At 35.6% G+C, this 26,953-nt stretch carries 27 protein-coding genes and 1 tRNA gene; 7 read left to right on the top strand and 21 right to left on the bottom strand.

The genetic code is table 11. From position 1 onward, the window contains the following. Positions 1–455 precede the first annotated feature (455 nt). From BM207_RS18380 to BM207_RS18345, 8 genes are all read right to left on the bottom strand, one after another. Positions 456–1,838 carry a 5-methylcytosine restriction system specificity protein McrC gene (locus BM207_RS18380; RefSeq protein ID WP_090997983.1) on the bottom strand — a complete coding sequence of 461 codons (1,383 nt, stop codon included), beginning with the start codon at positions 1,836–1,838 and terminating at the stop codon, positions 456–458. A gap of 7 nt (positions 1,839–1,845) precedes the next feature. Next, a complete protein-coding gene (locus tag BM207_RS18375; protein WP_143095998.1) occupies positions 1,846–3,783 on the bottom strand; it encodes an AAA family ATPase in 1,938 nt (645 codons plus the stop codon). Then, positions 3,773–5,059: a restriction endonuclease subunit S gene (locus BM207_RS18370; RefSeq protein ID WP_090997976.1), complete on the bottom strand. Its 1,287-nt coding sequence runs from the start codon at positions 5,057–5,059 to the stop codon at positions 3,773–3,775. The genes BM207_RS18375 and BM207_RS18370 overlap by 11 nt, the downstream gene beginning before the upstream one ends. Next, positions 5,052–6,668 (bottom strand): HsdM family class I SAM-dependent methyltransferase, encoded by a 1,617-nt coding sequence (locus tag BM207_RS18365; RefSeq protein ID WP_090997973.1) that lies wholly within the window; start codon positions 6,666–6,668, stop codon positions 5,052–5,054. Before BM207_RS18365 ends, BM207_RS18370 begins: the two co-directional genes overlap by 8 nt. Then, on the bottom strand, positions 6,668–9,742 hold the full coding sequence (locus tag BM207_RS19335; RefSeq protein ID WP_090997970.1) for a type I restriction endonuclease subunit R: 3,075 nt from the start codon (positions 9,740–9,742) through the stop codon (positions 6,668–6,670). Before BM207_RS19335 ends, BM207_RS18365 begins: the two co-directional genes overlap by 1 nt. After that, positions 9,742–9,960 (bottom strand): helix-turn-helix transcriptional regulator, encoded by a 219-nt coding sequence (locus tag BM207_RS18355; protein ID WP_090998001.1) that lies wholly within the window; start codon positions 9,958–9,960, stop codon positions 9,742–9,744. Before BM207_RS18355 ends, BM207_RS19335 begins: the two co-directional genes overlap by 1 nt. A 413-nt stretch (positions 9,961–10,373) precedes the next feature. Further along, on the bottom strand, positions 10,374–10,589 hold the full coding sequence (locus BM207_RS18350) for a hypothetical protein (protein ID WP_090997967.1): 216 nt from the start codon (positions 10,587–10,589) through the stop codon (positions 10,374–10,376). Between the two features lie 55 nt (positions 10,590–10,644). Further along, positions 10,645–10,866: a hypothetical protein gene (locus BM207_RS18345; RefSeq protein WP_090997964.1), complete on the bottom strand. Its 222-nt coding sequence runs from the start codon at positions 10,864–10,866 to the stop codon at positions 10,645–10,647. Positions 10,867–10,971: 105 nt separating this feature from the next. On the opposite strand from BM207_RS18345, the gene BM207_RS18340 reads away from it, so the two are divergent. After that, positions 10,972–11,214: a helix-turn-helix transcriptional regulator gene (locus BM207_RS18340; RefSeq protein ID WP_090997961.1), complete on the top strand. Its 243-nt coding sequence runs from the start codon at positions 10,972–10,974 to the stop codon at positions 11,212–11,214. Here the strand turns inward: BM207_RS18340 and mobC are convergent. The 7 genes from mobC to mnmE form a co-directional block, all read right to left on the bottom strand. Further along, positions 11,183–11,620, bottom strand: coding sequence for a plasmid mobilization relaxosome protein MobC (mobC, locus tag BM207_RS18335; RefSeq protein ID WP_177217173.1), 438 nt, complete (start codon positions 11,618–11,620; stop codon positions 11,183–11,185). The genes BM207_RS18340 and mobC overlap by 32 nt on opposite strands. Before the next feature lie 495 nt (positions 11,621–12,115). Continuing rightward, on the bottom strand, positions 12,116–13,318 hold the full coding sequence (locus tag BM207_RS18330) for a primase-helicase family protein (protein WP_090997955.1): 1,203 nt from the start codon (positions 13,316–13,318) through the stop codon (positions 12,116–12,118). A gap of 68 nt (positions 13,319–13,386) precedes the next feature. Further along, positions 13,387–13,731 (bottom strand): helix-turn-helix domain-containing protein, encoded by a 345-nt coding sequence (locus BM207_RS18325; RefSeq protein WP_216641616.1) that lies wholly within the window; start codon positions 13,729–13,731, stop codon positions 13,387–13,389. A gap of 94 nt (positions 13,732–13,825) precedes the next feature. Continuing rightward, positions 13,826–14,680 (bottom strand): hypothetical protein, encoded by an 855-nt coding sequence (locus BM207_RS18320; RefSeq protein WP_090997952.1) that lies wholly within the window; start codon positions 14,678–14,680, stop codon positions 13,826–13,828. A gap of 2 nt (positions 14,681–14,682) precedes the next feature. Beyond that, positions 14,683–15,810, bottom strand: coding sequence for a site-specific integrase (locus BM207_RS18315; RefSeq protein ID WP_090997949.1), 1,128 nt, complete (start codon positions 15,808–15,810; stop codon positions 14,683–14,685). After that, complete coding sequence (locus tag BM207_RS18310; protein WP_090997946.1) at positions 15,807–16,163, bottom strand: helix-turn-helix domain-containing protein; 357 nt, start codon at positions 16,161–16,163, stop codon at positions 15,807–15,809. The genes BM207_RS18315 and BM207_RS18310 overlap by 4 nt, the downstream gene beginning before the upstream one ends. 245 nt (positions 16,164–16,408) lie before the next feature. Beyond that, positions 16,409–17,761: a tRNA uridine-5-carboxymethylaminomethyl(34) synthesis GTPase MnmE gene (mnmE, locus tag BM207_RS18305; protein WP_090997944.1), complete on the bottom strand. Its 1,353-nt coding sequence runs from the start codon at positions 17,759–17,761 to the stop codon at positions 16,409–16,411. 79 nt (positions 17,762–17,840) lie between these two features. On the opposite strand from mnmE, the gene BM207_RS18300 reads away from it, so the two are divergent. Further along, positions 17,841–18,158 (top strand): HPF/RaiA family ribosome-associated protein, encoded by a 318-nt coding sequence (locus BM207_RS18300; protein ID WP_090997941.1) that lies wholly within the window; start codon positions 17,841–17,843, stop codon positions 18,156–18,158. 56 nt (positions 18,159–18,214) lie between these two features. Then, entirely contained in the window at positions 18,215–19,342 is a 1,128-nt protein-coding gene (locus tag BM207_RS18295) for an AI-2E family transporter (protein WP_090997938.1), read from the top strand. Here the strand turns inward: BM207_RS18295 and BM207_RS18290 are convergent, their stop codons facing one another. Further along, complete coding sequence (locus tag BM207_RS18290) at positions 19,343–20,017, bottom strand: arylesterase (RefSeq protein ID WP_090997995.1); 675 nt, start codon at positions 20,015–20,017, stop codon at positions 19,343–19,345. Positions 20,018–20,120: 103 nt separating this feature from the next. On the opposite strand from BM207_RS18290, the gene BM207_RS18285 reads away from it, so the two are divergent. The 4 genes from BM207_RS18285 (at position 20,121) to BM207_RS18270 (ending at position 24,166) form a co-directional block, all read left to right on the top strand. Continuing rightward, entirely contained in the window at positions 20,121–20,810 is a 690-nt protein-coding gene (locus BM207_RS18285) for an ABC transporter ATP-binding protein (RefSeq protein ID WP_090997936.1), read from the top strand. Beyond that, positions 20,803–23,337: an ABC transporter permease gene (locus BM207_RS18280; RefSeq protein WP_218155080.1), complete on the top strand. Its 2,535-nt coding sequence runs from the start codon at positions 20,803–20,805 to the stop codon at positions 23,335–23,337. The genes BM207_RS18285 and BM207_RS18280 overlap by 8 nt, the downstream gene beginning before the upstream one ends. Positions 23,338–23,354: 17 nt before the next feature. Next, the gene (locus BM207_RS18275) at positions 23,355–24,026 is read left to right on the top strand and encodes an MCP four helix bundle domain-containing protein (protein ID WP_090997934.1); all 672 of its coding nucleotides are present in this window, start codon (positions 23,355–23,357) and stop codon (positions 24,024–24,026) included. Positions 24,027–24,086: 60 nt separating this feature from the next. Beyond that, positions 24,087–24,166: transfer RNA gene (locus BM207_RS18270), tRNA-Leu, on the top strand. Between the two features lie 75 nt (positions 24,167–24,241). Here BM207_RS18270 and BM207_RS18265 read toward each other — a convergent pair. The 5 genes from BM207_RS18265 to BM207_RS18240 all read right to left on the bottom strand — a co-directional run bounded on the left by BM207_RS18265 (position 24,242) and on the right by BM207_RS18240 (position 26,762). Then, entirely contained in the window at positions 24,242–24,793 is a 552-nt protein-coding gene (locus BM207_RS18265) for a hypothetical protein (protein ID WP_090997931.1), read from the bottom strand. A gap of 3 nt (positions 24,794–24,796) precedes the next feature. Next, a complete protein-coding gene (locus BM207_RS18260) occupies positions 24,797–25,270 on the bottom strand; it encodes an RNA polymerase sigma factor (RefSeq protein WP_090997929.1) in 474 nt (157 codons plus the stop codon). 54 nt (positions 25,271–25,324) lie between these two features. After that, positions 25,325–25,522: a hypothetical protein gene (locus tag BM207_RS18255; RefSeq protein WP_143095997.1), complete on the bottom strand. Its 198-nt coding sequence runs from the start codon at positions 25,520–25,522 to the stop codon at positions 25,325–25,327. A 419-nt stretch (positions 25,523–25,941) separates the two neighbouring features. Beyond that, complete coding sequence (locus BM207_RS18245) at positions 25,942–26,136, bottom strand: hypothetical protein (protein WP_090997923.1); 195 nt, start codon at positions 26,134–26,136, stop codon at positions 25,942–25,944. A 59-nt stretch (positions 26,137–26,195) separates the two neighbouring features. Beyond that, positions 26,196–26,762 carry a hypothetical protein gene (locus BM207_RS18240; RefSeq protein WP_090997920.1) on the bottom strand — a complete coding sequence of 189 codons (567 nt, stop codon included), beginning with the start codon at positions 26,760–26,762 and terminating at the stop codon, positions 26,196–26,198. Positions 26,763–26,953 lie beyond the last annotated feature (191 nt).

The following is a 26,953-nucleotide window of genomic DNA, read 5'->3' as shown; positions in this document are numbered from 1 at the left end:
GATAAAAACTAAACCATTAAAGTGGCATCATTTAAACCGTAATCGCTGGCACTAACAGACCGAAATAGCTGGCACTATTCGAACCGTAATATCCAGAAGATCCAGATCAGCACTAAGAGAGGGAATTCGGGCGCAAAGAAAAACCACTTAAAAATCTGATTTTAAGCGGTTTATTAACATTTAATTTGCAGCAGAATCGGGTTATTCTGCGTGCCTATTTCCCGATACAGAAAGTAAATTACAACTGATTGATAGATAGTTATATAATTTAAGGTACAAATTCGGTACAGAATTGATTTTTAATCCAATAAAATTATTAATTAATAGGATTAGCCAATAGAACTTGATAATCTAAAGTCTAAAATACACAATATGTAACATATAAGTTAACATTCAGAATATATCAACAGCTATGCCTACAGAATGTGTGCTTATAACGCTCTACTCCTAAACATCTATTTTATATAAGGCATAGGTATACCCAATTTATAAACTTTATTGTAAGCTTTGATTTCAGATGATTCATTTAAAATAAATTCAAACTTATAATCATCGTTCAACTCCTTATCAGTTGGATAAATTATTAAACAATCTATTATGTCTTTTGATGTTTTAGTTTTTTTCAATGCTTCATAAACCTTATTCAACCTAGCATAACCAGCAACTTGCCTAATGTCTTCATGAATATGACTTGAGCGGTAATGCATTTTATATTTAGTATCCACAACCATCTCACTTCTTTCCTTAGTGATTAAAAAATCTAATGCATTACCGTAAGTAGAAAACTGGAATTTAATCTCACTTTCATTAAATGCACTTAACAGATGATGATAAACATATAATTCAAACAATTTGGGCATATCTATCCAAAAAGGTGGAGTTTTAATCTTTTGGCTTTTTGCGGTATTGCTGATGTTATATGCAAAACGCTTCAAAATATAGTGCCCTATTTTAGTGGCTTCTTTATATTCTTTAAAAAATGGATTGTGTTTGATGTTTTTTAAAGTGGCTATTTCTGTTTCATCACTTACCAATTCAAAAGCAGGTTTGCAATAGTTAATGAGTTGCTCTAAATTCTTCTGGTTGCCCGCAAATAATCCAACGTTTTGGTGCACGTAGTTGCTACAGTAGTAAAGCACTTTTTTTAAGAAACGATTTTCTTGATAATTTATCCCAAATTCTTGATACTCACAAAAGGTTTTGGTTAGCCTGTTTTTTAAAACGTTTTTTTTTATGGTAGCACCGACTAGTATTTTTCCTTTTATCCGATTGTTTAGATTTTCCTGGACTTTGTAATAGGATTTCTTTAAACCTTTTTTAACAATGTGTTTCAACAAGTTCAAAAACTGAACAACTAGAAAAGGCGTTAAAGCATCGTCTTCCTGATTTATGGTTATTTGCTCAGCTTCCCAATCTATTAAAACTAAATTATTCGTTTCATTTACTATAACGGGATGTTGAAAAGCATCCATTAAAAGTTTAAGGTAATTTAACTGTTTTGAACTATCAGTTTCAACGGAAAAATTTAGTTCTACTTCATTTTCAGAATTTAATGGAGGTTCTCCCTCTTTTTTCATCTCCGCATCAAATCTTTCAAGTACCACCTTATTTAACTTTGGTTTGACCTGTATAAAGCGATCTCCTTTTATTAACCAATCTACGCCGATATAATAGTTAGCTTTTAAATAAAGATTATTGGCTTCTATTCTTGCTGAATAACAGTCATGTTCCTTTTTTCTTGAAGGAAACTTACGAGGGATTATTAATGAATAATCCTGATTTTGAGATAAATTGAATTCAATAATACACTCGCAATGTTCTGACAAAACAACTCCCATCTTAATTCTATAAAATTGGGTAAGCGTTTTCTATCTTATCAATTTCACTACTAGCCTTTTCATTTAGAATACCATCCTTCACATATTCCCTAAGGATTGGGACAATCTCATACTTCACCCTCATTTTAAAATCATAGGACATATCATTAATGTTATTCCCACTATCATCTCTTTCGTACTGTTTTATAAAATAGGAATGACCAAGCATCACATCCTTTGGCGCAAATTCTGGAGATAAGTATAATGAAGACTCCCATTGGTTATCCCACTCCTTCACAAATAGCTTTGCTACAGTTGTAAATAAGTCTTTATCGAAATCATTTATTTCTAAAACTTCTGGTAAAACATCGACAAAAGCAAAACGTCTTCTAATAGCATAATCTATATGACCAACACTTCTATCGGCGGTGTTCATAGTGCCAATGATATACAGATTCGGCGGTAATATCAGTTTATTATTGCCATCTATAGCGTACATACTGTCAACGCTTTCACCACGATATTCAAGCGCATATATCAACTCTCCTAAAACCGAAGAAAGATTAGCTCTATTGATTTCGTCAACAATCAATACATAGTTTTTAAGCGCTGTTTTTATTTCTTTGTTGGTTTGGTTTGAAGAATGGTTGCTTTTAAACTCGTAAAACATTTCAACTACTTTAATAAAATAAGTGGCATGTTGCTTGGTTAACTCTTCCACTCCGTCCAGTTGCTTAACTTGAGCTCTTTCGGTAACATTGGAGGCTATTATTTTCTGCAACTCAGAGAACTTCATATTCAAACCCTTGCTGTGGGCAATCCAATTATCGCCTTTATATTTGAAGCGCTTTTCATCAGGTTCAAAAAGGTACACAGCATCTGTTAATGAGAACCTTTGCTCATCGCTATCTGCAATTTTTTCTTTGATATCACTAATGAATAAATCAAATAATTCAATATCAGAAACTGATACAGAAACCTGCTTTCTACTTAATTTGTAATTCTGAAAAGCCTCATTAGCAAAAGCACCCAATGTTTTATTTTCAGCTTCGTAAAGCACACCATCGCCATCTGGGTTTGGCTTAACTGTAATACCTCTTACAAAGTCTTCGTAAGTATATGAAGGATGAAACTGAATAATTTGTTGCCGTACTATTTCTAGGCTATCAACTACATATTTAGCAATACCTACTAAATACGTACCCACTCCTTTTTTATCGTATTTTTTGACCAAGTCGTTTGCATCAAAATCTTTTATACAATCTATAACATCGCTAAAGAAAACTTTATACTCGAGTTTTGCACCTTTTGGATAAATTTTGAAACTATTGCTATCTATTTTAACAATCTCAAAAGAATTATAATTGGTAAATGTATTGATTATTGTTTTTTCCTTAACAATTGCCAATAAGTCAACTTCAGTAAAAGAATTTTTTAAATCTTCAATTAACAATTCCCTTGCTATTTCTTTCGCTAACCTCGTTTTACCAGTACCTGGAGGCCCTTGTAGAATAATTTGCTTTTTATATTTCAACAAGTCAAGAATATTATTATTCATATAATTATTTGAGCGGTATTTAAGTAAAAGTTCATTGAATTTTTTTATGGTAGGAATGCTGTTTACTTTACAGATGCCCTGCTGTAATTCATATAAAAATCTATCATTTTCCTCTAGCTCTATAATATCAGCTTTATAGCAAAACATATTCCCATCAAAAGGCAACTGATATTTTAAAAAATCGTGCTTGAGGTGAGGAAAATTTAAGATTGTTTGTCTTTCTTCCTTTATTTCGGCAAAGGCTAGAACTGTTTCTCCGTTGGTTAACAACACCCAGTTATTTTTACCGTAATCTTTATCTACCCATCCTATAACGATGTTTTCTTTAATTAACAAATCATAAAAAAGAGGTTTTTTTTCTTTCAGGGAACCCCATCTGCAACCTAACTTCCACAATCTATTCTCCATACTTAACATCTCCCTCCGCAACCATACCTAACTCTCTTTCTACCCTTTCAAAGGCATCTTTTACTGTTACCTGCCCATTCATTAACATAGGCAATAACCAATCTCTTAACGAAGCTAACTCTTGATTTTGCTTTTTGTTAATCAATATCTTTTCAAAAATTGGATTAAGTATGTCATCTAGTTTATTAATAACTTCTAAGCCTGGAACAGTTATTTTGCTATCTCTTAAGTGTTCTTGGGTAATATGCCCCATTGTCGTTTTCCTCAATTCAGCCATCATTTTGAAATGCTGTAAATAATTGAGAAGCTCGAAATAATAATATGACTTAGGATATTTTGACGAAGTCACTTTAAAAATATGCTGATTTAGTCCACCAATTCCTCCTGACCAAATTTTCACATCTAAAGATGCTGACCAAGAAAATAAAACATCACCGTCATTAATGATATATTTTGCATGGATATCTCTTTTTACTTTTTCCGTATTCGCAGAAATGCCATCATTCATTTCCCTTATTTTGATAACTGGAAGAAAATCCTCATCAAGTGGGCGATATTTTTGGCAAGCTAAACCGTTTATAAAATTTGCAATATCGAGCAAACTTTTCATCTCCCACCCCTTCGGTATTTCCCTTTTTAAAACCTCATCATAAACCATTTCGCCACCAGATGATTTATAGGGTTTACCTTCTGCACTAGGGAAATCAAACTGTACAAACCAATAATTATAAAGCATCTTGGCCATGGCCTCTAACTCCGCATTTATTTTATTGTTCAGCTCTATCTTATCATCTAATGCGGAAAGAACAGAAGCGATTTTTTGTTGAGTTGGGATTACTGGAACTAAAATCTCTTGTCTTTTGAGTGCTCCCTCATTTACCCGTTTACGCCCAGAAGTGCCTTCCATACAGCTTATCGCCTTTTCTCGGAATAAAGGGCTTCTTGCTAAATAATAGATAAATTTTTTATCCGAATGCTCATTCTCCCTCAAAACAATAAATTCGGAAGAACCAAAAGCAATCTCATTTTCATCTAAAATATCTACAAAAGCGGTTTTACCATTCTCCAAACATGGGGTAATCTTTGCCACAAGAGTGTCTCCGTTTCGAAATTTTGGTCCGGCACTGTATTCCGAATATTCTGAACCATTAATTTTTCTTTGAAAAACGCCTAATTTATCCATTGGAATTTTTCTTGACATTTTACCTTTTAAAATCGTTTCTGGAGGATTGAAATCGATAAATTCTCCTAAGGATGTTTGCTTCCATTTATTCATAAATCAATCCTTTTAATTGTTTTTGAATTTCATATTCCAAGACTTTTCCTTCAGCAAAAAGTCCATTCAACCTTTCCTCAAAGCCATCCATCTTCTCTTTAAACTCTTCAGTAGTAATATCTACATAATCAATCTTTACTTCAAAATACTGTCCGGCAGAAAAAGAATAGTTTTTCTTTTTAACCTCTTCAGCAGAAACTACCACGCTAAAATCATCGTCCGCAACTTTTTTATTCATCGCGTCAATAATGCGTTGTTCTTCTGAGGGCGTTAAAACAGTGCGTTGGTTTTTACCCTCTTTAATGGTATCGCCCAATTTACTAGCATCTACCAAAACAATGTGTTCTGCATCTGCTCGGTTATCTAAAAACAATACACTTACATTAGTCCCGGTACTAGCAAAAATATTACTAGGCATACTTACTACGCCACGCAACAGTTTACGCTCAATCATCGCTTCGCGTATTTTGCGTTCTATGCCACTTTGAGCCGTAATAAAACCAGTAGGCACCACAATAGCACCTTTACCTCTTGCACTTAAACTGTACATAATGTGCTGGATGAACAGTAGATAAATGGCCATACTTTCTTTTTTGGCCTTGGGAATATTTGGTATGCCAGCAAAAAAACGGGTTTTGTTGATGTCTGTGTCTAATGCCACACTAAAATCAGAGAAGTCTAATTTAAAGGGTGGGTTGGAAACGATATAATCAAATTTCTCTTCTCGATAGTAAGGTTCTAATATTGTATTGCCTTTAATAATATGTGGTATGCTATGGCTTAAATTGTTCAATACCAAATTTAAGCGCAACATATTGCTCGATTTTTGAGAAATATCTTCACTGTAAATGCTACAATTGTCTTCGCCAATGGCGTGGGCAATATTCATCAACAATGTTCCCGAACCTGCACTTGGATCGTATACCTTGACGCCTTTAGGTTTGTCGTTAACCATAATGCTCGCCATGATACGGGCTACGGCATGTGGGGTATAATACTCCGCATATTTACCACCACTATCCGTATTGTAATCTTTAATCAGGTATTCGAAAATGGTCGCAAAGAAATCGTATTTCTCTTCAAACATTCCTTCAAAGCTAAATTCAAACAACTTGCTGATTAAGGCCTTACAAAAAGCGTCACGTTGTGAAGCATCACTAATAAAATTGCTCAGTTCATCAAACATTTTATCTTTAGCACCACTTGCCGATTTCACGGAATAGATTTCCGAATTATTGATGCTGATTTCACGTAGCGTATCATCAAACAGTTTGGCAAAATCGTTGCTATTTTGCTTATTATGCAAATAGGTAATGGTTTGATGCGGATAAAGTTGTGGTGTATTGGCATCAATAAACGCCAAAAGAAAATTATATTCTTCTTCATCCAAGGTTTCCAATGCTTCTTGAAAGTTTGGCGCATCACCGAGTTTAGAGTTTTCCAACTTTTTAGCTTCGTAAGCAAACTTATCGTTCATAAACTTATACAGGAAAACCTGCGTAATAATTTTAAACTCGTTGCCATCGTTGCCTAAACCATAGTTAGCACAAACACTTTTTAGGCTGTCTATCAGTTGTTTGGTTTTGGCGATAAATATTAATTCGGTCATTAAATGTAGTTATTATATTGTTGCAGGTACTCGCCAGCAATCATTGTATTAATGGTTTTGGTAGTATTGAAATCTAACTTGATATTTTGTTTTTTTACAAACTCCGTGGCTACCAAGTTGAGTAGGTAACGATTAAAAAAAGCTTCGTTATCCATAATGTTACGGTTATTCAGCAATTGGTCGTCGGTTTGTTGCTTTACATTCATCAAAGCTTGGTGCAACTGAATTTCTTTGGCGTTGATGCCAGAGTTTTCGACCAAACGCTTATGCAAACGGGCATATTTTTCATCTTGTTCATATTTCGCTTTCAGCAAATTATTTTTGCGGTTTAGCTCTGTCACCCTATCATAGATAGATTTAAGGAGCAAAATATTATCACGCATATCTTCTTGGTCTACCTCCCCCAAATTCTTTTTCTTAAATATGCGTTCCAGTTCTTCGCGTAGCGAAATAAAAGCAGGGTCTTTTTGGTCGAAATTGAATAGCAACGCTTCTCTAGTGCGTTTCAATTGTCCACGAAGTTGGTCGGCCAAAATCAGTTCCTCTTCGCTTACTTTGGTAAACAAAAAGATGACATCTTCTAAAGCCGAATTAAGCAAATTGGTGGTATCAGTTTCGTTGTTAATATTGTCAATCAGGTTGAGCTTATCCAATTGTGCTTGCGCTAAATTTAGTAACTGGTTTAGCTTAAAGAAATCCAGCTTATCCAACTGTTCATCCAAACCTTTTAGGCGGATAATGTTTTTCAGCTCTTTTGCATTAGCTAATAAATTAATCAACTCCAATAAATCTTTTTTCTCTTTAATATCGCTGACCTGTTGGCTAAACACCTCTGCATTTACCATATCAAAATGAAAAAGCTTTTCTTTTATCTCCAAAATTTCTGCATCAATCTCTTCTTGCGATTTAAAAAGATTGGTATAATTGGTCATTTCATTACCTAATTCATCTTGCAACTCCTTAAAGTAATTGTCGTTAGTTTCCCTAAAAGCCGAACTGATATCGGCAAAATCAACCACATAACCATATTTGTATTTTTTGTAAGGCCTGTTTACTCGGGTTAAAGTCTGTAACAAATTATGGTCCTTAACAACCCTAGCTAAATATAACTTCTTTAGCCTTTTGGCATCAAAACCGGTGAGCAACATATTATAAACGAATAGAATATCTACTTCGCCAGCCTTAAACTGCTTTACTTGCTCTTTTCTGTCATCCTTAGAATTTACATCGTGCAGAATTAAAGCGCCTCTTAAATCTTTTTTATTTTTGCCATAAGCTTTGCTTGGTTCGGCTACCAACCCTAATGATTGCACTTCTTGTACGCCGTACAATTCTTCGAAATAAGCAAATAAACCTTTGGCTTGTTTACTGGTATCACAAACCACCATTGCCCCCAAGCTGTTGTCGCTCTCGGTTTTTCTAAATTGGATTAAATCATTTACGATATAATCTAACATCGGCTTCACAAATTTCTGGTGGGCAAATACTTCACTTTTATCGATATCACCCTGTAAAAGTTGTATTTGCTCTAATACTTCCTTCATTTGCATTTTGTAGGTAGCATCGATACCCTCCCTTATTAAACGCAAGGTATAGCCGTCGGCAATACTCATATTGTAATAATACTTATGGATATAATCTCCAAACAAAGCCTTACTATCGAAATCTTTAGCCACTTCTCTTAATAAAGGCGTACCAGTTAATGCTATTTTAATTGCGCTTTCGTCAGAACGTAATAAATTGACCAATGCTGAACCCTTGGGATTATAGCCACGGTGCGCCTCGTCTATAAAGTAAATACGTTGGATATTGATATCGTAAGCGAGGTCTTTAACAACCACAGTTTCTTCTGTGAATTTTTGGATATTTACAACGGCAATCTCTCTATCACCCGAGCTATTGTGCACAACGCTTACTTTTTTAATATCGGTCAGAAACTCAGCTCGAGAATTTACTCGGTTAACTACCAAACCACGATTGCCAAATTCTGTACTGGCTTGGTTGGCTAAATCAATCCTATCTACAATAAAATAGAATTTAGGGATGATGTTTCTCTTTTGGTAATAATCTGTTAAAAACTTGACATTGTAATAAGCCAATGCCGTTTTACCACTGCCTTGGGTGTGCCAGATGATGCCTCTTTTTATACCTTCGTTCAGCTTCTGTTCTATTGCTTTTGTAGCAAACATTTGCGGATAACGCATGATATGTTTCTGAGTAACTATTTTGCCTTTAACCTCTTCATCAACATAAGCGATAGCATACTTCAAAATAAATGCTAGCCGATCTTTACTTAGTAAGGAAGTTAATAGTGTGTTCGTAGGGGTATTGTAGTGCTTATTAATAATAAACTCTGGCGAATGTTTGATTGCGATGATATTGTTGTCTTTTAAAACAAGATTCTCAACTTCATCATTTTCTGGTGCCAGTAATGCGGTCAGGTTTAAATTTTCTTCTTCTCTAAAATAATTGAAATGCAAATCTGCATAAGCCAATGTAGCATAATATGCCCCTTGCAAAGGTTCTATCACGCCGTCTTCATAAGGCATGTTGTTAGAGAACAACATCATTTGGGTGATATTGGCAAAACGTTTAAATTTCTTATTTTTATATCGATCGTTAATACGTTTTCGTTCTGCCAATACCCCATCTTTATTGTTTGGCTTTTTAACTTCGATAAAAACCAAGGGCATTCCGTTAACTAAAATTGTAACGTCTGGTCTAAATTCTTCTTCTCCGTTTTTACAGGTTAATTCTGTAGTAACGTGAAAATTATTGTTCTCAAAGTTTTCAAAATCAATCAACTTGATGCCTGAAGTTGCAGTTAAGCTTTTATAAAACTCCCGACCTAAATCATCAAAATCAAGTTTTAAGGTAAGCTCATCTAATAACCTTTTGGAATCATCAATCGAAATACCTCCATTAATTTTAAGAAGGCTCTGGTAAAATATATCTTTGAAAATATTTGTTTCCTCTAATCTATCTTGATGTTTCCTGGGGATGTATGTATAACCTAGGCGTACTAAATGGAGTAAGGCAGGTATTTTAACTCTAGAATCTTCGTTGAATGCCATTAACTATGAGTAATCTGCGTTGAATTAATTAATTCTCTCACATCCACTTTTAAAAGTGAAGCAATTGTCACAAGGTTGTCCATTGATGGTTGAACTTCATTTGTACACCACCGCGATATTGTAGTTTCATTTTTATTGAGTTCTACTGCTAACCATTTGTTAGTTTTACCTTGTTCAGCTAAAACTGCCTTAAGCCTGTTTATTGCCTTATTCTTCATAATAATCTGCATTATATGTGGATAAATCTACATTTTACCTTTGAATAATAAAAGTGCTATTTATTTACAGGATGTAAACCAACCTTTTAAATATGTGATCATAAAAGTTTTACTAGTAAAGTCTAATAATATACCGACCAACAAAAACATTAATAACGGCTTTTATGTAGTTTTTTAAAACTACTTATTTGAAACCCTAATAGTATTTCGACCGATACAGGTATAAGTAACAGCATTTAAAACGAAAACAAACAATTTTGCAAAAAGCATTATAACATACCGACCGTTATATATTTGAAAGCACGGATATAGCGCAGCTATAAATTGTGGGATGAAAAATTTGATAATATAGCAAAACTATATATTCGTGAGGTTTCGAGAATTTAAATTACAGCAAAAGAAAAAAAATCAATTTAAAGCAAATGAGTAGCATTTGGATTTGATTTCCATAACTCGTAATCCCAAGGATAGGCACAATCCAGAGGATCAGTCTCTTCTTCAATTACTGGCCGTGTTTGCCCATCAGCGAGAAGCCACTTTCTGAATAGCTCTTGTTCGTGTTGTGGTAGTTCGCTTATACGAATGTAGGCAACAAAACCATTGTTTTTGATGTTTAGTCTTTCAGGCATATTCAAAAATAAGAAATTATTTTTCGGGAAGGTATTCAATACCTAATTTACTTCGTTACTTAACATTCTTCCTTTTCTTTATTATTTTATCAAGCCTTTCATCTGCCTGTTGTTCAAAAGATTTTTCTTTTGCAGGAGCTTTATTCAGGGTATCCACTTTTACAGAATCAATGTTCTTAAATTTAGATGTCGTATCAGCTACCGATATATTAGCTTGTTTATTTTCCGTTGTGCAGGCGGAAAGCCCGATAATTATAATAAATAATGCCTTTTTCATAGTCTGTTTTTAAATTTCTAGATTTCCTTTATAAGTAAAATTACAAAATTTTACTTATACCTGCATAGGTGTTTAGAAAAGTTGCTTTCCCGTTCTTGCAAAGCAATGAGCAAGGCACTTTTAAAATCAGAAATTGATATCTACGTTATTAACAAGGTGCGTGAATTGAGAACTAATGCTGGCATCTCACAAGCCGATCTGGCTTTAGCTCTCGATTTATCAGTTGGATTTATCGGACATATCGAAAGCCCAAAATACCGAGCAAAGTATAACCTAAGTCATTTAAATAGATTAGCGCAGATTTTAAACTGCTCTATTAAGGATTTCTTTCCTGAATTACCGCTCTAGTACCTTTCGGTTTTGCCATTGTTCTGTACATGTGACGAAATAGTTTATTTATCTCTTTCTCTTCGCTCAAAAATTCCCGCATTAACTTATTAAACTCTTCGGTAATTTTAGAATTTAAGCTTTGGCTCTTGATAACTGTATTACAGTGTTTAGCCATTTGATTTATGTTTACACCAATTCGGCCAATTTCTTGCCCTACGGATGATAATTCTTTTACTACATCATTGGTTATAAAAAAATCCTGTTGATGTAAAATCCTATTTACAAATAGAAGCGAACGGCTAAGTTTGGTTTCGTTCTCCAATCTTAGCAAGATGTAAAATTCCTCTTCAGTTAATCTTATTTCAATCCTTTTATCCCTTTTACCAATTAATATTTTTGGTCTTCCACCAAAGTTTCTGCTCATAACATTTGAATATTTATATAAAAAAACGAGTTGCGAGTTTTTTAAAATCCTAAAACTTGACATTCAAGTTTTAGGCAAGTATGTTTTTGGGAGGTTTTTTACCGTACAAAAACACATCTTGCAATATGAAAAACAACAATGCAAAACACGCCTATTTCCGCCTGTAAGAAATTTCCTTCCGTATATACATCTATACGTATATATCGATATACATATAGCCATATATGCGTATATCTGTAGTGAAACAACAGGCTACAGCATTCTATTTTTCATTTTGTTGTACCTAAGCCTACAACTCACCTTAATTTTTGTTGATTTGTTTATTAATACAAATAAATAGCTATTTATCAACAAGTTAAATAGTAAACAATCAGTAAACATTTGGTCAACATTTGATTATTCACATATATATATTGTCAACCTTTTTTTATTTGTTTACCAATTGTTGATTAAATGTTGACTTCATAATTAATTTAAAATCAATTATTTAACTTACTAAATCAACATATCTACAAAAATTTGCTCCACTTGCTCTTTTGTGATTTTATAATATCTGCCTTTATCTTGGTACTCTAATAAGAAACCCGATGTGTCGTACTGGTATGATGTATAATTTGAAGCATTGGGATATTGGTTTAATTTCCATTTGGTTTCTATTATTTTCCTAACACCAGTTCTACCCACACGGAAATTAGCTCTTTGTAGCAAGGATTGAATATTAGAGTTAGTAAAGCACATTTCGTTCAATTCTTTGTTTTCCATTATGCCTTTTATAATCTCTAGTAGCTCTAATTCAACTTTATCAACGAACTGTGATTTAATTTTTCGCAATGCCGAGGTGTTTATCTGTTCCGCTGTAAACCACATCCTACCTGTATTTGAAGTGCTAAGCTTACGTTCGTTTAGAAAGTTTAAAAACTGTGGGATTTCATCTTGCAGTTCCTTTAGTAGGTTTGGTCTTTTTTGCTTTATAGGAGCTATTTTCCTTACCCAAAAACGAATTTCCAAAGGATCTATAATCATAAAATTTTCCTCGTTATTACTGCAAAAAATAAACTTACCAAAAAATTCAACCTCATATTTATCCTGCCCTTTCGCCTCCGCTTTGAATGATTTGGCAGTACTCAGGTTTTTAATACGCTCAGCATCTTCTTTTCTATCTAAAAGTGTTTCATCAACAGCAGTTATCAATTTGTTTGACCAATCTGTATTAAAATTTGACCGAAAATCACTGTTAGAGTTATAAGTCATGTTGCCCGCAAATATCTTCTTCAAAAAATTCAAAAAAGTTGTTTTACCAGTCTCCCTTTCCTCGGATACCAAGCACAATACTGGTAGTATTTGAGTAGGTTTTTGATATAACAACTGAATATAGTCCAAACCGAACTCATATTGTTCTTGGAAAATATGCTTTATAAATTCCAATATCTTTTGGCAATCCCCTTGTTTCGGCTGATGTGGTAGCTCCTCATAACGGTTTAGATATCCCTTAATTTCTTTCTGATAATTTAAATGGTTGGGTACGATGCACCAGCCATCATATTTTGGGATTTCGGCAACAATGTCTTTGCCGTGATCACGAATAATGGTTTCGATATTCCACGGAATTAAAACTTTCATGGCATCTCCTGTTGAAAGTGGTTTATGAGAAATTTTTAGATACGAAGTACCTACTCGAACGTAATTCGAATGTTCCATATTGATAAATAAAAATATTTGAAATTGAGTTGAAGCTGTGATTACAGCAAAAAGAAAAATATGTATTCCTACCTTGAAGTATATTTATTTTTTAAAACATACTGGGTTGCTTCTTCTTCAATCTCTTCAATTGTTTTTTTACGCCCTTTTTTCAACCAGTCCATTAATTCCTGTTTAGTAAAATATAGCCTTTTACCTTTCTTAATGACTGGTATTTTCCCTGCGGAGGTTAAAGTATAAACCGTTGCTTTAGCAAGATTAAGAAATTTGGATGCCTCTTCGATACTTAAAAAATCTTGTGGCTTTTCTTCTGAATTCGAGGATGGGGTTTCTGAAAGAACTTTTCTTACACTGTTTTCTATCATTGCCGATAGTTCTTCCTTTCTTATGGATGTTAACATTAAATCGTTCATAAGGCTTCATTTATGTGATGAATAATAAGTATTTATTAATATCACAAAGTAAGCCTCAGAACTTACGTGCATCGCCATAACACGTAAGTTTTAATTATTTTTTGAAATGGATATTCAATTCTTTTATTTTTTCTTTTGCTGTCAATTTAACGTTCAACTTATCAAGCGTTGTCCTTTGAGACTGTCCAATGAGGTAATCCCCGTTTTTAAAATACCTGAATTTTCTGTGTAGCCACTTAGATAAATCCTTATTGGTAATTTTGGATAAGATCTGCCTGTCTTGCATAATTTTAAAAAATAGGATCATATCGTCAGGAGTAACATTTTTTAAGTTATAAAATTCTTGATGCGATTCAGTATTATTTGAAAGTTCATTTTCAAGTGCTAAAAAATCCGCTTCCTTTGCACACTTTAGCTTTAGAAATGCCAAAATTCCTTTAATTTCTACATCATTAACACCTGTTGTAAACGCCACTACACCTTTATCTATCAGATTGATCCTAACAAAACTTTTGTGATTCTTGATTTTCAGTTCTTCATCAATCCGCTCAATGTGATTATTTACCAAAAGGACTAACTCGTTACCCATAAAATCAATGTGATGGTTAAGTATATCAAAAATTGGTTTTGTTACCAATTGCTTTATGAGTTCATATTCGGCAATAAAGCCTTTCAGTAATTCGTACCGTTCGTAAACCTCTATGTTCTCATTTAAGTATTTAAGGATATCAAGCAACATTTCTATTTGTGCGCCAAACAGTTCGTAAATGCTTTCTTGATTGATTTCTCTGTTTACGCTAAATAGTATTCCATTAACATCCTGTACTTGAAACACATTTAACTTAGGATGTCCGGCCTCTAATTCCTCCTTAACCGCTTTAATGTTGTTATTAAAAGCCAATGGAAGATATTTAAGGTTCTTATTTTGCTTTAATACGATTTGCCTCATAGCTATAATATGATACGTTTTGATGCATCTATTTTCTTTTTATCTATCACTTTGGCATAAACCTCTGTGGTTTTTAAATGCCTATGGCCTAATAGTTTTGATACTGTGTAAATATCGGTACCCATTGTTAATTGTAAAGTAGCATAGGTGTGCCTGAAACAATGGAAAGTAATTTTTTTGGTTATGCCTGCACTCATAACCCAACGGGATAATTGTACATTCGTGTAAGCCGAATATTTCAAACCTTTAAAAATTCTATCTTCTAAATTGCCTCGTTCTCCTAATTGCTCATAAGCTTGTTCGGCAATTGGCAACGTTTCATTTGAACTGGTTTTTTGTTGGGTAAAACGAATAAAATATCCATCCTGCTCGGAATGTTGTACTTCTTTCCAAGTAAGTTTAATCATGTCCGACCATCTTAAGCCTGTCAAAGCACAAAATATAGATGCTCTTTTCAAAACATTTGGTTCACAATCCGTCTCGAAAAGTGCTTTCAACTCTTCAAAAGTTAAATATTCTCTTTCACTTTCGCCCTGGGGAATTCCCTTAACCCTAAGAATGGGGTTGATAGAAAATAGGCGTTCCTCAAAAGCTTCTTTAACACAAGCCCTGAATTTATTAAAATAGCTATACTGGGAGTTTTGAGCCAAACCTGCCGTTTCAGATTTAAGTGATTTTACATTTTTCAAGAACTCTTTAAAACCCTCGCAAAACCTTTCATCCACATCGCCAAATGTGCATTTACCTCCAGTATATAGTTTCAGATATTTGTATGATCCAAACCAATTATCAGCATTGCCTTTTGACGAATTACGTTTTTTCACCTTTTGCTCGAAATAGGCAAGAAAATCCATTTTTGAAGATAAACGGTCGGTAAAATCAAAGCTTTTATTGATGAACTGCAAACTTCTTTCAGCACGAATGCTTTCCGCCTTTGTTTTACATACATGATTATGCTCTTTTTGAATGGCATTTATTGGTTTCTCGAACAGGTAAATTTTTAAAAACTCTCTTCGTGTTTCTTTTCCAGTCTCAGGAATGTAAACTGGAGGATAAAAATCTAAATAAAGGCTTAATCGACCATCATTCAATTTCTTTTCTCTAAGTTTAACTGTGCGGTTTTGTTTCATAGGTTGACAAATAATTTATCGATTTCTTCTCGTTTAATAATTTTACGGCCACCCAATTTGTAGGCTTTAATAACTTCTTGGTTAAGCAATCTCCAAAGGGTAGTTCTGCTTATATTTAATAATGTACAGGTGTCTTGAATACTCAAATATGCCATTCCATTAAGTTCGTTTTTTGGTTGCTCTTTAACTTTCTTGGTTTCCTGATTACTGTTTTCAATCTTTAACCGTTTTATCTTGTTCTTAAGATTTTTACCATTACAAGACCTGCTACAAAATCGTGTCACTGTAGTCTTAGCGACAAATAATGCATTACACTCCTCGCAAAATCTATTCAATCTGATATTTGAACTCATACAAAATTGTTTCAGGATGTTTCTACCTGTTTCCTGATGTTTCAAAGTGTTTCATCATTTCTCCGATACACTAAAAATACTGTATTTATTTGTACCTTTTTAAAAACATCCTAATAAAGGTACAAATATTAACGAAAGGTACAAAAAAATCAAAAAACATCAACAAACAAAAACCCCTTATAACTATTGATTATAAGGGGTTTAATTTGGTTTACTTATTGTTTTTTCTTGGTAATTATCGTTTGTTACTTTCCGATACAAAACTTCGTAAATATATTTTCCAACAAATCATCCGTCGTAACCTGCCCCGTGATCTCACCTAAATAGTGAAGCGCTTGCTTAATATCCATGGCTAAAAAATCTGAAGTAACCGGGTTATCAATATTGGACATTACCCGCTCCAGTGCGCTTTCAGTTTGTTTCAAAGCCTCTACGTGACGAATATTGGTTAATAAAGTTTCGGAGGTATTAATATGGTGTAGATTTACTTTATCTAACAGAATATCTTTTAACTCCTCAATTCCTTGCTTTTCTCGTGCCGAAATAAAATGAACCTCCAAAGCAGCAAACGCCTCTCTTTGTGCAGCCGTCAAAAGGTCGGCTTTATTCAATAAAATTAAATACGGAATATCTAATTTTTGCAGGCCTATAAGCTGTTCTTCTAGCTCGTTCAAACTTTGTGTAGCATCTGCCATATAAATAATTAACTTGGCCTGTTTCATTTTTTCCAGGGTCCGCTCCACCCCTTTTGCCTCAATAATATCAGCAGTATCACGGATTCCGGCGGTATCAATGAAACGGAAAATAACTCCGTTAATATTCAATTCATCTTCGATCGTATCCCGTGTAGTACCAGCTATATCCGACACAATAGCTCGTTCTTCATTAAGCAGCGCATTTAACAAGGTAGATTTCCCTACGTTCGGCTTACCAGCAATAACCACTGGAACCCCATTTTTAAGCACGTTACCAACTTCAAACGAAGAGATAAGTATCGCAATGTGCGACGTGAGACGTGAAACCAAGTTTCTCAACTGATCGCGATTAGCAAATTCTACATCCTCTTCTGCAAAATCAAGCTCCAACTCTATCATCGAAGCAAAATGAATTAACTGTTCTCGTAAATCTTTTAATTCATTCGAGAAACCACCACGCATTTGTTGTAAAGCTATATCGTGGGAAGCTTTACTATCTGAAGCAATTAAATCTGCCACCGCTTCGGCCTGACTTAAATCAAAAGCACCATTTAAAAAAGCTCTTAAAGTAAATTCTCCAGGTTTGGCCGCCCTTGCCCCCTTGCTAATCAGCAAATTCATTATTTGCTGAATAATGTAGTTAGAACCATGGCAAGAAATCTCTACGACGTTTTCCTTAGTATAGGATGTAGGCGCTACAAACAATCCCATAACCACCTCATCAATAATTACTTCACCATTTTTTATTAAACCAAAATGCAAAGTATGCGAAGCTTGCTCGGCCAAGTTTTTACCGGCAAACACTTCGTTAGCTAAAGTAATGGCATCAGGGCCCGATAAACGGATGACACCGATGGCACCGCTACCGGGCGGAGTTGATAAAGCAATAATGGTGTCAGTCATGGAACAAAAATAGGAATATTACAAACAAGTCACCTTCTTTCCTGTTACTTTATTAATTAAACCATTTAAATAAATCCATATGATTATTCAATTAAACGCCGATAAAAATTTAACAATCCATGCCGAATATGAAAGCCAGCTTACCGAAAAAATAAACAAGGAGCTTTCAAGATTTACAGACAATCTATCTCGTTTAGAAGTCCATTTATCTGACGAAAATGGTAACAAAACAGGACAAGATGATAAAAAATGTGTATTGGAAGCAAGAATAGAAGGCAGACAGCCAGTTGTAGTAAGTACTTTCGGTCAGACTTACGATGTGGCAATGAACAGCGCATTAGACAAACTAAAAAATGCATTAAGCACAATTGATGGGAAAATAAAAGCTCATCATTAAGAGGTTAAACACTACAAAATACCTAAATTAGTGTTTAAAGCTAAAAACCTACCAACATGACTAATCAGTTACCGCTCACCGTAAAAAGATCGATAGAATTATTAGGGATAGTACTCATTGTTACCATTTTGGTAGTGGGAAGGGATATCATCATGCCTATTATTATGGCTTTCTTTCTCAGCATTATGCTGTTACCCATTTACCGGTTTTTAATTAAAAAGAAGTTTCCAGAAGCACTTGCAATCATACTCCCCATCTTATTTATGCTCATTTTCATTGCAGGAATAATATGGTTCTTCTCGGCCCAAATTGGTCTTTTAGTAGATGATTTTCCGCAGATAAAAGAAAATGTGAACAACCATTTGCAGTCGCTACAACAATGGGTAAGTCAGTTAACCGGTATAGAAACTTCTAAACAAACCGCATTCCTAAAAGAAAAAAGCGACGACATACTATCGATGGGCGGCAAAGCGGCAAGTGGCGCAGCGGTAACCTTAAGCGGGGTTTTTGTCTTTGTCGGCCTTTTGCCGATCTACATTTACCTGATCCTCTTTTACAAAGATATTTTATTACGCTTTAGTTTTATGTGGTTCAAAACCGACGATCATCCTAAGGTGAAAGAGGTAGTTTATGAAACAGAATCCATTATTAAAAGTTATTTGGTAGGCTTGCTAATCCAAGTTACTTATATGACAGTCTTACTCGGAGGTATTCTATTGATCATCGGCATTAAACATGCGTTGCTAATTGGGGTAATATTCGCAATTTTAAACCTCATTCCCTACGTAGGTGCATTAATCGGTAACTTAATTGGCGTATTGTTAACGCTTACTTCCTCAACAGAAATGTGGCCGGTAATTACCGTGCTCGGTGTTATTGCCGTAGTTCAATTTATAGATAACAATATCCTGATGCCGCGTATCGTTGGTTCAAAAGTAAAAATAAACGCCTTGTTTTCAATCCTTGGTGTATTAATGGGCGGCGCAATTGCCGGTGTCGCAGGGATGTTTCTCTCCCTCCCAATTATTGCCGTACTTAAAATCATTTTTGATCGCTCAGCTCAATTTAAGCAATGGGGTGTTTTGCTGGGCGACGAGAGACCCGCTAAAAGCCCCTTAACCGTTCCCCGTTTTAGAAAAAAAGATCCCATAAGCACAAAATCGGGAACGATGAAAAAAGTTTAATTACAAAATCCCTTTCAGCTTAAGCCATACATTGTCTGCTAAAATCTTGGCTCCTTCCGCAGTTGGATGGATCCCATCTGGCTGATTTAACTTTGGCACTCCTCCTACGTTCTCCAATAAGAATGGTACAAGCACCATATTGTTATTTTTGGCCAAAGTAGGAAACATGTTTTTAAAATCGCTGGCATACGGATTACCCATATTCGGTGGTACCTGCATTCCTGCTAAAACCATTTTAGCCTCAGGATATTTCGCCCTTACCTTATCAATAATAGATTGCAGATTTTTAGTCGTTTCAGTTACTTTAATACCACGCAAACCGTCGTTAGCGCCAAGCTCTAATACAAAAACAGCAATAGGTTGCTTTAATAGCCAATCTATCCTACCCTTGCCAGCAGCAGATGTTTCGCCACTTAAACCCCCATTAATTACATTATACGGAAGTTTTAAAGAATCAATACGGTTTTGAATCAACGCCGGATAAGCCTCTGATGGATCCAATCCCATTCCTGCAGTTAAACTGGTGCCAAAAAATAAGATATTCTTATTTGAAATAGTATCATTCGTAACTACCGCATTACTATCCGCAGCTTCCTGTCCGTTATTTTTTTCGCTTCCACAAGCTGCAAATAAGGCACTTAAAACAATCAGACAAAACACATGTTTTTGTAACATAGCTAATTTTTTAGTCTCTAAAATGGTAAAATCAATTATCTTTAACAACAAACAGGCATTACTGTTTGCGTTCAAATATAGCTAAAACTTAAACAAGCAACCATTGGAAACCATACTAGAAATTAAGCAGGTTAGTAAAACATACCATAACGCCAACAACACCCTTACCGTTTTAGATCAAATCGATTTGTCCATTACCAAGGGAGAAACATTAGCCATTACAGGACCATCTGGAAGCGGAAAAACCACGCTCTTGGGCTTGTGTGCAGGTTTAGATAGTGCTAGCTCAGGGACGGTTGCCTTAAGTGGAATTACCCTAAATGAACTCAATGAAGATGAACGGGCAGCAGTTCGCAATCAATACGTAGGATTCATTTTCCAAAACTTTCAACTCTTGCCCACCCTAACCGCTTTAGAAAATGTAATGGTGCCGCTAGAATTAAGAGGAGCTAAAAACAGTAAAACAATTGCCTTGGGGCTGTTAGAAAAAGTTGGTTTAGGAAGCCGCTCGCATCATTATCCCATCCAATTATCAGGGGGAGAACAGCAACGAGTATCGCTCGCAAGAGCATTTTCTAACCAACCTGCCATTTTATTTGCCGATGAACCAACAGGCAATCTGGATGCAGAAACAAGCGAAAGGATCATTAAACTTTTGTTTGATTTGAATAAAGACGCAGGGACTACCTTAGTAATTGTTACGCATGACAATGAATTGGCAGCACGCACTAACCGCATCGTTAAAATTAAAGGGGGAAGCATTATCGCAGACGAAAGGTTAATCCATGCCTGAAAAAATCACTTATCAACCCGTTAGCACTGCCTGGCTCTTCAAAATGGCATGGCGAGACAGCCGAAAAAATCAATCGCGCTTATTGCTCTTTATTTCTTCTATTGTCTTAGGTATTGCTGCCTTGGTTGCAGTATATTCTTTTAAGGATAATTTGCAACGCGATATAGACCAGCAAGCTAAAGAATTAACTGGCGCCGACTTGGTCATTCAAAGCAGGCGACCAGTGAGCGCTAACATGGAGAGCAAACTGGCCACTATGGGCGATGAACGTGCGCAAGAGCGGAGTTTTGCATCGATGATTTATTTTATCGATAACGAAGGAAGTCGTCTGGTACAAATCAAAGCACTTAACGGGGCCTATCCATTCTACGGTACAATGGAGAGTTCGCCCACAACTGCCGCCAAAACCTTTCAAAATGGAAGAAATGCGCTAGTTGATAAAACTTTAATGCTTCAGTTTAATGCCAAACCTGGCGATTCAATCAAAATTGGTGACTTAACTTTTGCAATTGCAGGAATTTTAATTAAAGCCCCCGGCCAAACCGGCATATCGGCAACTATTGCCCCTACTGTTTATATTCCCTTAAAATATTTAGAAGAAACCGGCTTAACTAAAATAGGAAGTCGGATTACCTATAGTTTTTATTATCGCTATAAAAATGCTGATTCTTTAAACGCTGTGATCAAAAAGCTGGAGCCCCAACTAGAAAAGGAAGGTTTAGATATAGATACAGTAGAATCAAAAAAGGCAGAAACTGGGAGATCGTTTAGAGACATGAGCCGATTCATGGCACTTTCGGGCTTTATAGCATTACTATTAGGCTGTATAGGCGTAGGGAGTGCCATCCATGTATATATCCAGGAAAAATTAGCAGCCATCGCCACTTTACGGTGTCTGGGGTTAAAAGCTAAAGACGCATTTCTGATTTATCTCATTCAAATTATGGTAATTGGCTCAATTGGGGCGTTGCTCGGTGCAATATTAGGCACATTGGTACAGTTCTTATTGCCAATTGTCTTAAAAGATTTTTTGCCGATCACGGTGACTATGCAAATTTCGTGGATAGCCATTTTACAAGGAATTGCGTTAGGGCTGGTAATCTCTGTATTGTTTGCATTACCATCTTTATTAGGAGTAAGAAAGATTTCACCACTAAATGCCATCAGGGCTTCTTTCGAGAATGTTGCCGCTAAAAGAGACCCCCTTAAATGGCTGGTGTATGCATTGATGGTTATATTTGTGCTGGGCTTTACTTACTTACAGATGAAATCATTGGTTCAAACTATTGCCTTTACCAGTGGCATATTCATCGCATTCTTGCTTTTGGTAGCTTTTTCTAAGTTGCTGATGTTCGTGGTGAGAAAATTAATGCCTGCTTCATTAAGCTATTTATGGCGACAAGGATTTGCCAATCTTTATCGGCCAAATAACCAAACATTAATGCTTACAGTCGCTATTGGCCTTTCAACAACTTTTATTTGCACCTTATTTTTTGTACAAGGCATTTTAATGAACAGGGTTACCCTTTCGGCAAGTGAAAACCAGCCAAACATGTTGTTATTCGACATTCAAACCACCCAAAAAGAAGACCTGGCTAACCTCACTACCTCATATAAATTACCCTTAATGAACCAGGTTCCTATTATAACCATGCGCATTGAAGAAATTAATGGTAAAAAAATAGGAAAGGACAGCACACAAACCCGTGCATTTAGAGGGGAATTAAGAGCCACTTACCAAGATACATTAACCGTTGCCGAAAAGGTTGTAGCTGGCGTTTGGACTGGCAAAGCAAGTGCTAATGCTCCAATTTATGTTTCACTTGATGAGCGTTATGCCAAAAGTATTAATGTTAAACTGAAGGATAAAATTGTTTTTAACGTACAGGGAATGCTTATCCCTACAGTTGTTGGCAGTTTGAGGGAAGTAAACTGGAGTAGGATGCAAACCAATTTTAGGGTTGTTTTCCCGACCGGTGTATTAGAAACTGCTCCCCAGTTTCATGTTTTAATGACTAAAGTACCATCAAACGAAATCTCTGCCAAGTTTCAGGGCGCAGTAGTAAGAGCATTCCCTAATGTATCAGTGATTGATTTAGCATTGATATTGCAACTATTAGATGAAATTCTTCATAAAATTGGCTTTGTAATTCGTTTTATGGCAGGGTTTAGCATGGTTACTGGATGGATTGTATTGTTGTCGGCCGTGTGGACAAGCAAAAATCAACGGATCCGAGAAAGCATTTTACTTCGGACCTTGGGAGCCAGTCGTAAGCAGATCTTAGCAATTAATGCAATTGAGCATTTCTTTTTAGGCGCACTAGCTACCGCTGCCGGATTGATGTTAGCATTAGCAGGAAGTTGGCTATTAGCCCGGTTCAGCTTCGAATCAAACTTTAGCCCTCCTCTTGTCCCCATTCTACTACTTTTTGTTGGCGTGGTGGTATTGGTAGTAATTACAGGGCTTTGGAGTACACGTAAAATATTAAATCATCCGCCCCTTAAGATTTTGAGAACAGAAGGCTAGCTATAAATAATCACATTATGGGATTTAAACACACAGTAAAACAAAAATCAAAAATCGCCATCTTTCTTTTTGGCGTAATGGCCTGCACTATTTTAATTCGGCTTTTAGAAGATAAAAGCATTAAAGAAATGAATAATGCATTTATATCAATGTATAACGATCGCTTGATTCCTGCCACCGACCTCTTCTATTTGGCAGAAAACCTATATGCAAAGCGCTATCTCCTTGAATCAATGATTGAAAAGAAATCGACCGTTTCCCGAGTAGAACTGATCAAAAAACTAGGCGTTCATGACGCCAACATTAATTCATTGGTAGCGAAATATGAAAAAACGTTCCTTACACCACAAGAAAAAAAGTATCTGGAAGATTTAAAAACGCAATTAAAAGCAAATAATAAAATAGAACAGATTTTGCTTAATGATCAAACCATCAACAATAAAGAAGATTTTATCCAGCAAACTAATGCTTCATTTAATGAAATAGCCAAAAAGCTTACCGAATTAACGCAATTGCAACGTAATGTAGGCGAAGAATTGATCAAGGATTCCAATACACTTGTATCTGGAAGTAATCTATACTCCAATATTCAATTTGCCTTAGCCATCGTAATTGGCATTTTAATAGTAGCTATCATTACCACGTCCAATGTGGTAAAGGTTGCTAATGAGAAGTTTAACTTGAATTAAAAAAAAACCTTGTTTATTCATCTCCTATTTAATACATTTGCATCCCGCTATTAAGCAAATGCCCAGCTGGCGGAATTGGTAGACGCGCTGGTCTCAAACACCTGTGGGAAACCGTGCCGGTTCGACTCCGGCGCTGGGTACGATTGAAAGAAAGCCCGATAAAGGCATTATCCAGACTTTGAACCATCAAAGTCTGGATTTTTTGTATTAGGAAATTAGCTATGCTCTTTTAACAACCTAAGGGTGTCGTTTAATTTACCTATCCTTTTGGTCCAGATCCGAACCAACATGTAAAGGGGAAATATCAAAAACATACTCCCAGCTCCAAGCAACATAAGCTTACCTTGGGTGATATTGACGGTGGATATGAAAAAGTAACCAACTCCGGTAATTAACATTATTCTTAGCAGTACACTTATTATTGCAAAACGCTTAAGGGAGCCAATTCGGTTTTTCAGTGATGAACTTATGTCTGGGCCTGCGATAAGTTCCTTCGATAATCGATAACCATAAATATTGAAAATCATTGGGAAAACCACTGCCATTAACAATATAGTATTGGCAAGGATCGGTTTTTGACCAGCATCTAAGCCAGTAAAACAAATAATAAGAAATGCTGACCAACCGATCAATTCTATGGTAAGTTGCTTCCTTATGCCACTAAGCACGGGGTGGCTCTTTTCTATTGTCATATCTTTAATTCGATCAAGCGCTATTTGTGGCGTCTTAATACTTTGCCACTCTTTTCTTAATTCTTCAATTTCCATGATTTACTTTATTAGTTTCTGTAGCTTTAATTTTATCCTGTTAAGTTTTACGCCAACATTATTTTCACTGATGCCCAGTATTCCTGCAATTTGCTGATAACTTAGTTCATCAAGATATAAGGCAATCAGTGCCCGATCTGGTTCACTTAACTGTCTGATACTCGCAAGAAGCTTTTCCTGCCTTTCATTGCCTTCATAATTAATGTCTTCGAATTGTATATCCGGAAGATATTCGGCCGAAATAACATTTGGTTTATTTTTTCTGAATGATGCCATTGCTGTGTTCAGCGCAACACGATAAAGCCAGGTTGAACTTTTAGATCCACCGCGGAATGATGGATATGACCGCCAAAGCTGGAAAACAATCTCCTGAAAAAGATCTTCCCGGTCTTCAGGGCTATCGCGGTAAATCCGGCAAACCTTATGGATAATGCGCTGGTTATCCTGTATCATGGTTAGAAATTCCCTTTCGCTCATTACTAATGTTTGATGTTCTCTATTCTTTCGTGAAATTCTTTTCCATAGCCATGCTTATTTATGTTTGATGATGTCTATTTCTTTTTTCAGGATTAATATACTGTCTCGTAATATTTTTTGCTGCTTCAAAATCACTTCAATTTTTTGACTAATTTCCTCATTCTTTATATTCATTCGCTTCTCTGGAGATGAATTCGGTCCGCATGATGTGGCGCTTATTGATACAGCCATCAAAAATAGTAATGTTCTCATATATGTTTTTTCACTATTAGTTGTTTGCATTTTAAAAAACTTACACAAAGAGAGCAAAATATTATTAGTAGACGAGAATACGAGGATCAGGCACTCTCACAATAACCATCTTAAAAGGACGTAATATTGGTATTATCCACCTAGGCTTGATAAGGCAGTGGTTTGCTTGATTTTTGGATGTGCGTCTTTATTGATGTACTTCATTATTGTTTAGCAGCTTTAAATATATAAAAATTTTCCCACTGTGCTCAGCTTCGTGATAGTTAGCGGCTTGTAGGCCTGCACATGATTTTTCACTTGAAATCCGATGGGTAACTCAAAGGGCTCATAGTTGACAAATAATCTGGATTCCAGATCTGCTTCAAGGTGGTTAACTGTTTCAATCAATAATTGTTTCACCTCATTAACATTGGTAGTTCCTAACCCTCACCCTTTGATCGTTTAAGCATCATTTCAGCAAACCGCTTCCTATTCGCTATTTGGAGTGGACTTGGTGGCTTGCTACTTTTCTGTGGTTTAAGCTTAATAATGTACTTGTCTCCACTTTTGTAAATAACAAAACCAGGTATTTTTTTGGGTAATTTATCAAAAGTATTTTTATCGATAGTTGCCATTTTCGTAGTTTTTAAATGTTAAATAAATAAGGGCTGCTTTTACACAGCCCCTCCGTTAATTAAATAATAGTTGCTTCCTGGATGGTTTTAGCACCACTGAAGTCGGTAACAGTTACCTCGATTTTAGAACCTACCAAACTAGCATTTTCGCTTGCTGCCAAGTAAGTAAAATCTGCACTAAGCAAATCAAAAGTAGCTATGCCAGTTTCGATTATCACTCCGGCCAGATCCTTGATCTGTACCTGTACGGTTTCGATTCCAAAATTATCCGTTGCATTTACCCTAATGGTATCTCCTATTTGGCCTTGGTAAAGGCTGATATCCAACAAATGTATTTTAGGAGGACTCATAAAGTCTGCAAAAGCAGTAGTGTAAGCACTACGACCAGGCTTGGCGATGGCGGCATACCTTTCTTTAAAAAGCGGATCTTCCATTCTAGCTTTTATGTACTGAGTACCTAGCTTAAAGCGCTGCCTAAAAGCCAGCTGGTCTGCCGTTGGCACCTTGGTTCTTTCGTAATCGGGCATGTTTGCCATTACTGTTCCGAAAATTGTACGGCGAAAAGTGATTTTTCCAACTTTTCCCGTTGCACCCTGCATAATAGGGTTGTTAATTGATCTTGCCATGTTTTTAAAAATTTAAATTGTGAATAAAATTGTTTGTTCATAATCGCTTGTTTACCGGTAATGATTATGAAGGCAAACTTATCGGAATTGGACTTTCGGCTGAACTTTTGGGCTAAATTGGGCTAAATTGGGCCGAATCGGGCTAAAATGGCCCGGCTTCACGAACCAACCACTTACCTACTACTTACCTA

The organism is Pedobacter insulae, from assembly GCF_900113525.1.
GTDB lineage: Bacteria > Bacteroidota > Bacteroidia > Sphingobacteriales > Sphingobacteriaceae > Pedobacter > Pedobacter insulae.
The sequence above is the reverse complement of the archived record's forward strand: the minus strand, read 5'-3'. Positions and strand labels throughout refer to the sequence as shown.

Excerpts from the sequence above, each read along its gene's own strand:
- BM207_RS18350 (WP_090997967.1), bottom strand. The coding sequence starts at position 10,589 with ATGCCTGAAAGACTAAACATCAAAAACAATGGTTTTGTTGCCTACATT.
- BM207_RS18245 (WP_090997923.1), bottom strand. The coding sequence starts at position 26,136 with ATGGCAACTATCGATAAAAATACTTTTGATAAATTACCCAAAAAAATA.
- BM207_RS18370 (WP_090997976.1), bottom strand. The coding sequence starts at position 5,059 with ATGAATAAATGGAAGCAAACATCCTTAGGAGAATTTATCGATTTCAAT.
- BM207_RS18345 (WP_090997964.1), bottom strand. The coding sequence starts at position 10,866 with ATGAAAAAGGCATTATTTATTATAATTATCGGGCTTTCCGCCTGCACA.
- BM207_RS18300 (WP_090997941.1), top strand. The coding sequence starts at position 17,841 with ATGATTATTCAATTAAACGCCGATAAAAATTTAACAATCCATGCCGAA.
- BM207_RS18265 (WP_090997931.1), bottom strand. The coding sequence starts at position 24,793 with ATGGAAATTGAAGAATTAAGAAAAGAGTGGCAAAGTATTAAGACGCCA.
- BM207_RS18275 (WP_090997934.1), top strand. The coding sequence starts at position 23,355 with ATGGGATTTAAACACACAGTAAAACAAAAATCAAAAATCGCCATCTTT.
- BM207_RS18255 (WP_143095997.1), bottom strand. The coding sequence starts at position 25,522 with ATGAGAACATTACTATTTTTGATGGCTGTATCAATAAGCGCCACATCA.
- BM207_RS18310 (WP_090997946.1), bottom strand. The coding sequence starts at position 16,163 with ATGAGTTCAAATATCAGATTGAATAGATTTTGCGAGGAGTGTAATGCA.
- mnmE (WP_090997944.1), bottom strand. The coding sequence starts at position 17,761 with ATGACTGACACCATTATTGCTTTATCAACTCCGCCCGGTAGCGGTGCC.
- BM207_RS18260 (WP_090997929.1), bottom strand. The coding sequence starts at position 25,270 with ATGAGCGAAAGGGAATTTCTAACCATGATACAGGATAACCAGCGCATT.
- BM207_RS18315 (WP_090997949.1), bottom strand. The coding sequence starts at position 15,810 with ATGAAACAAAACCGCACAGTTAAACTTAGAGAAAAGAAATTGAATGAT.
- BM207_RS18340 (WP_090997961.1), top strand. The coding sequence starts at position 10,972 with ATGAGCAAGGCACTTTTAAAATCAGAAATTGATATCTACGTTATTAAC.
- BM207_RS18325 (WP_216641616.1), bottom strand. The coding sequence starts at position 13,731 with ATGAACGATTTAATGTTAACATCCATAAGAAAGGAAGAACTATCGGCA.
- BM207_RS18240 (WP_090997920.1), bottom strand. The coding sequence starts at position 26,762 with ATGGCAAGATCAATTAACAACCCTATTATGCAGGGTGCAACGGGAAAA.
- BM207_RS18380 (WP_090997983.1), bottom strand. The coding sequence starts at position 1,838 with ATGGGAGTTGTTTTGTCAGAACATTGCGAGTGTATTATTGAATTCAAT.
- BM207_RS18295 (WP_090997938.1), top strand. The coding sequence starts at position 18,215 with ATGACTAATCAGTTACCGCTCACCGTAAAAAGATCGATAGAATTATTA.
- mobC (WP_177217173.1), bottom strand. The coding sequence starts at position 11,620 with ATGAGCAGAAACTTTGGTGGAAGACCAAAAATATTAATTGGTAAAAGG.
- BM207_RS18355 (WP_090998001.1), bottom strand. The coding sequence starts at position 9,960 with ATGAAGAATAAGGCAATAAACAGGCTTAAGGCAGTTTTAGCTGAACAA.
- BM207_RS18375 (WP_143095998.1), bottom strand. The coding sequence starts at position 3,783 with ATGGAGAATAGATTGTGGAAGTTAGGTTGCAGATGGGGTTCCCTGAAA.
- BM207_RS18280 (WP_218155080.1), top strand. The coding sequence starts at position 20,803 with ATGCCTGAAAAAATCACTTATCAACCCGTTAGCACTGCCTGGCTCTTC.
- BM207_RS18320 (WP_090997952.1), bottom strand. The coding sequence starts at position 14,680 with ATGAGGCAAATCGTATTAAAGCAAAATAAGAACCTTAAATATCTTCCA.
- BM207_RS18365 (WP_090997973.1), bottom strand. The coding sequence starts at position 6,668 with ATGACCGAATTAATATTTATCGCCAAAACCAAACAACTGATAGACAGC.
- BM207_RS18330 (WP_090997955.1), bottom strand. The coding sequence starts at position 13,318 with ATGGAACATTCGAATTACGTTCGAGTAGGTACTTCGTATCTAAAAATT.
- BM207_RS19335 (WP_090997970.1), bottom strand. The coding sequence starts at position 9,742 with ATGGCATTCAACGAAGATTCTAGAGTTAAAATACCTGCCTTACTCCAT.
- BM207_RS18290 (WP_090997995.1), bottom strand. The coding sequence starts at position 20,017 with ATGTTACAAAAACATGTGTTTTGTCTGATTGTTTTAAGTGCCTTATTT.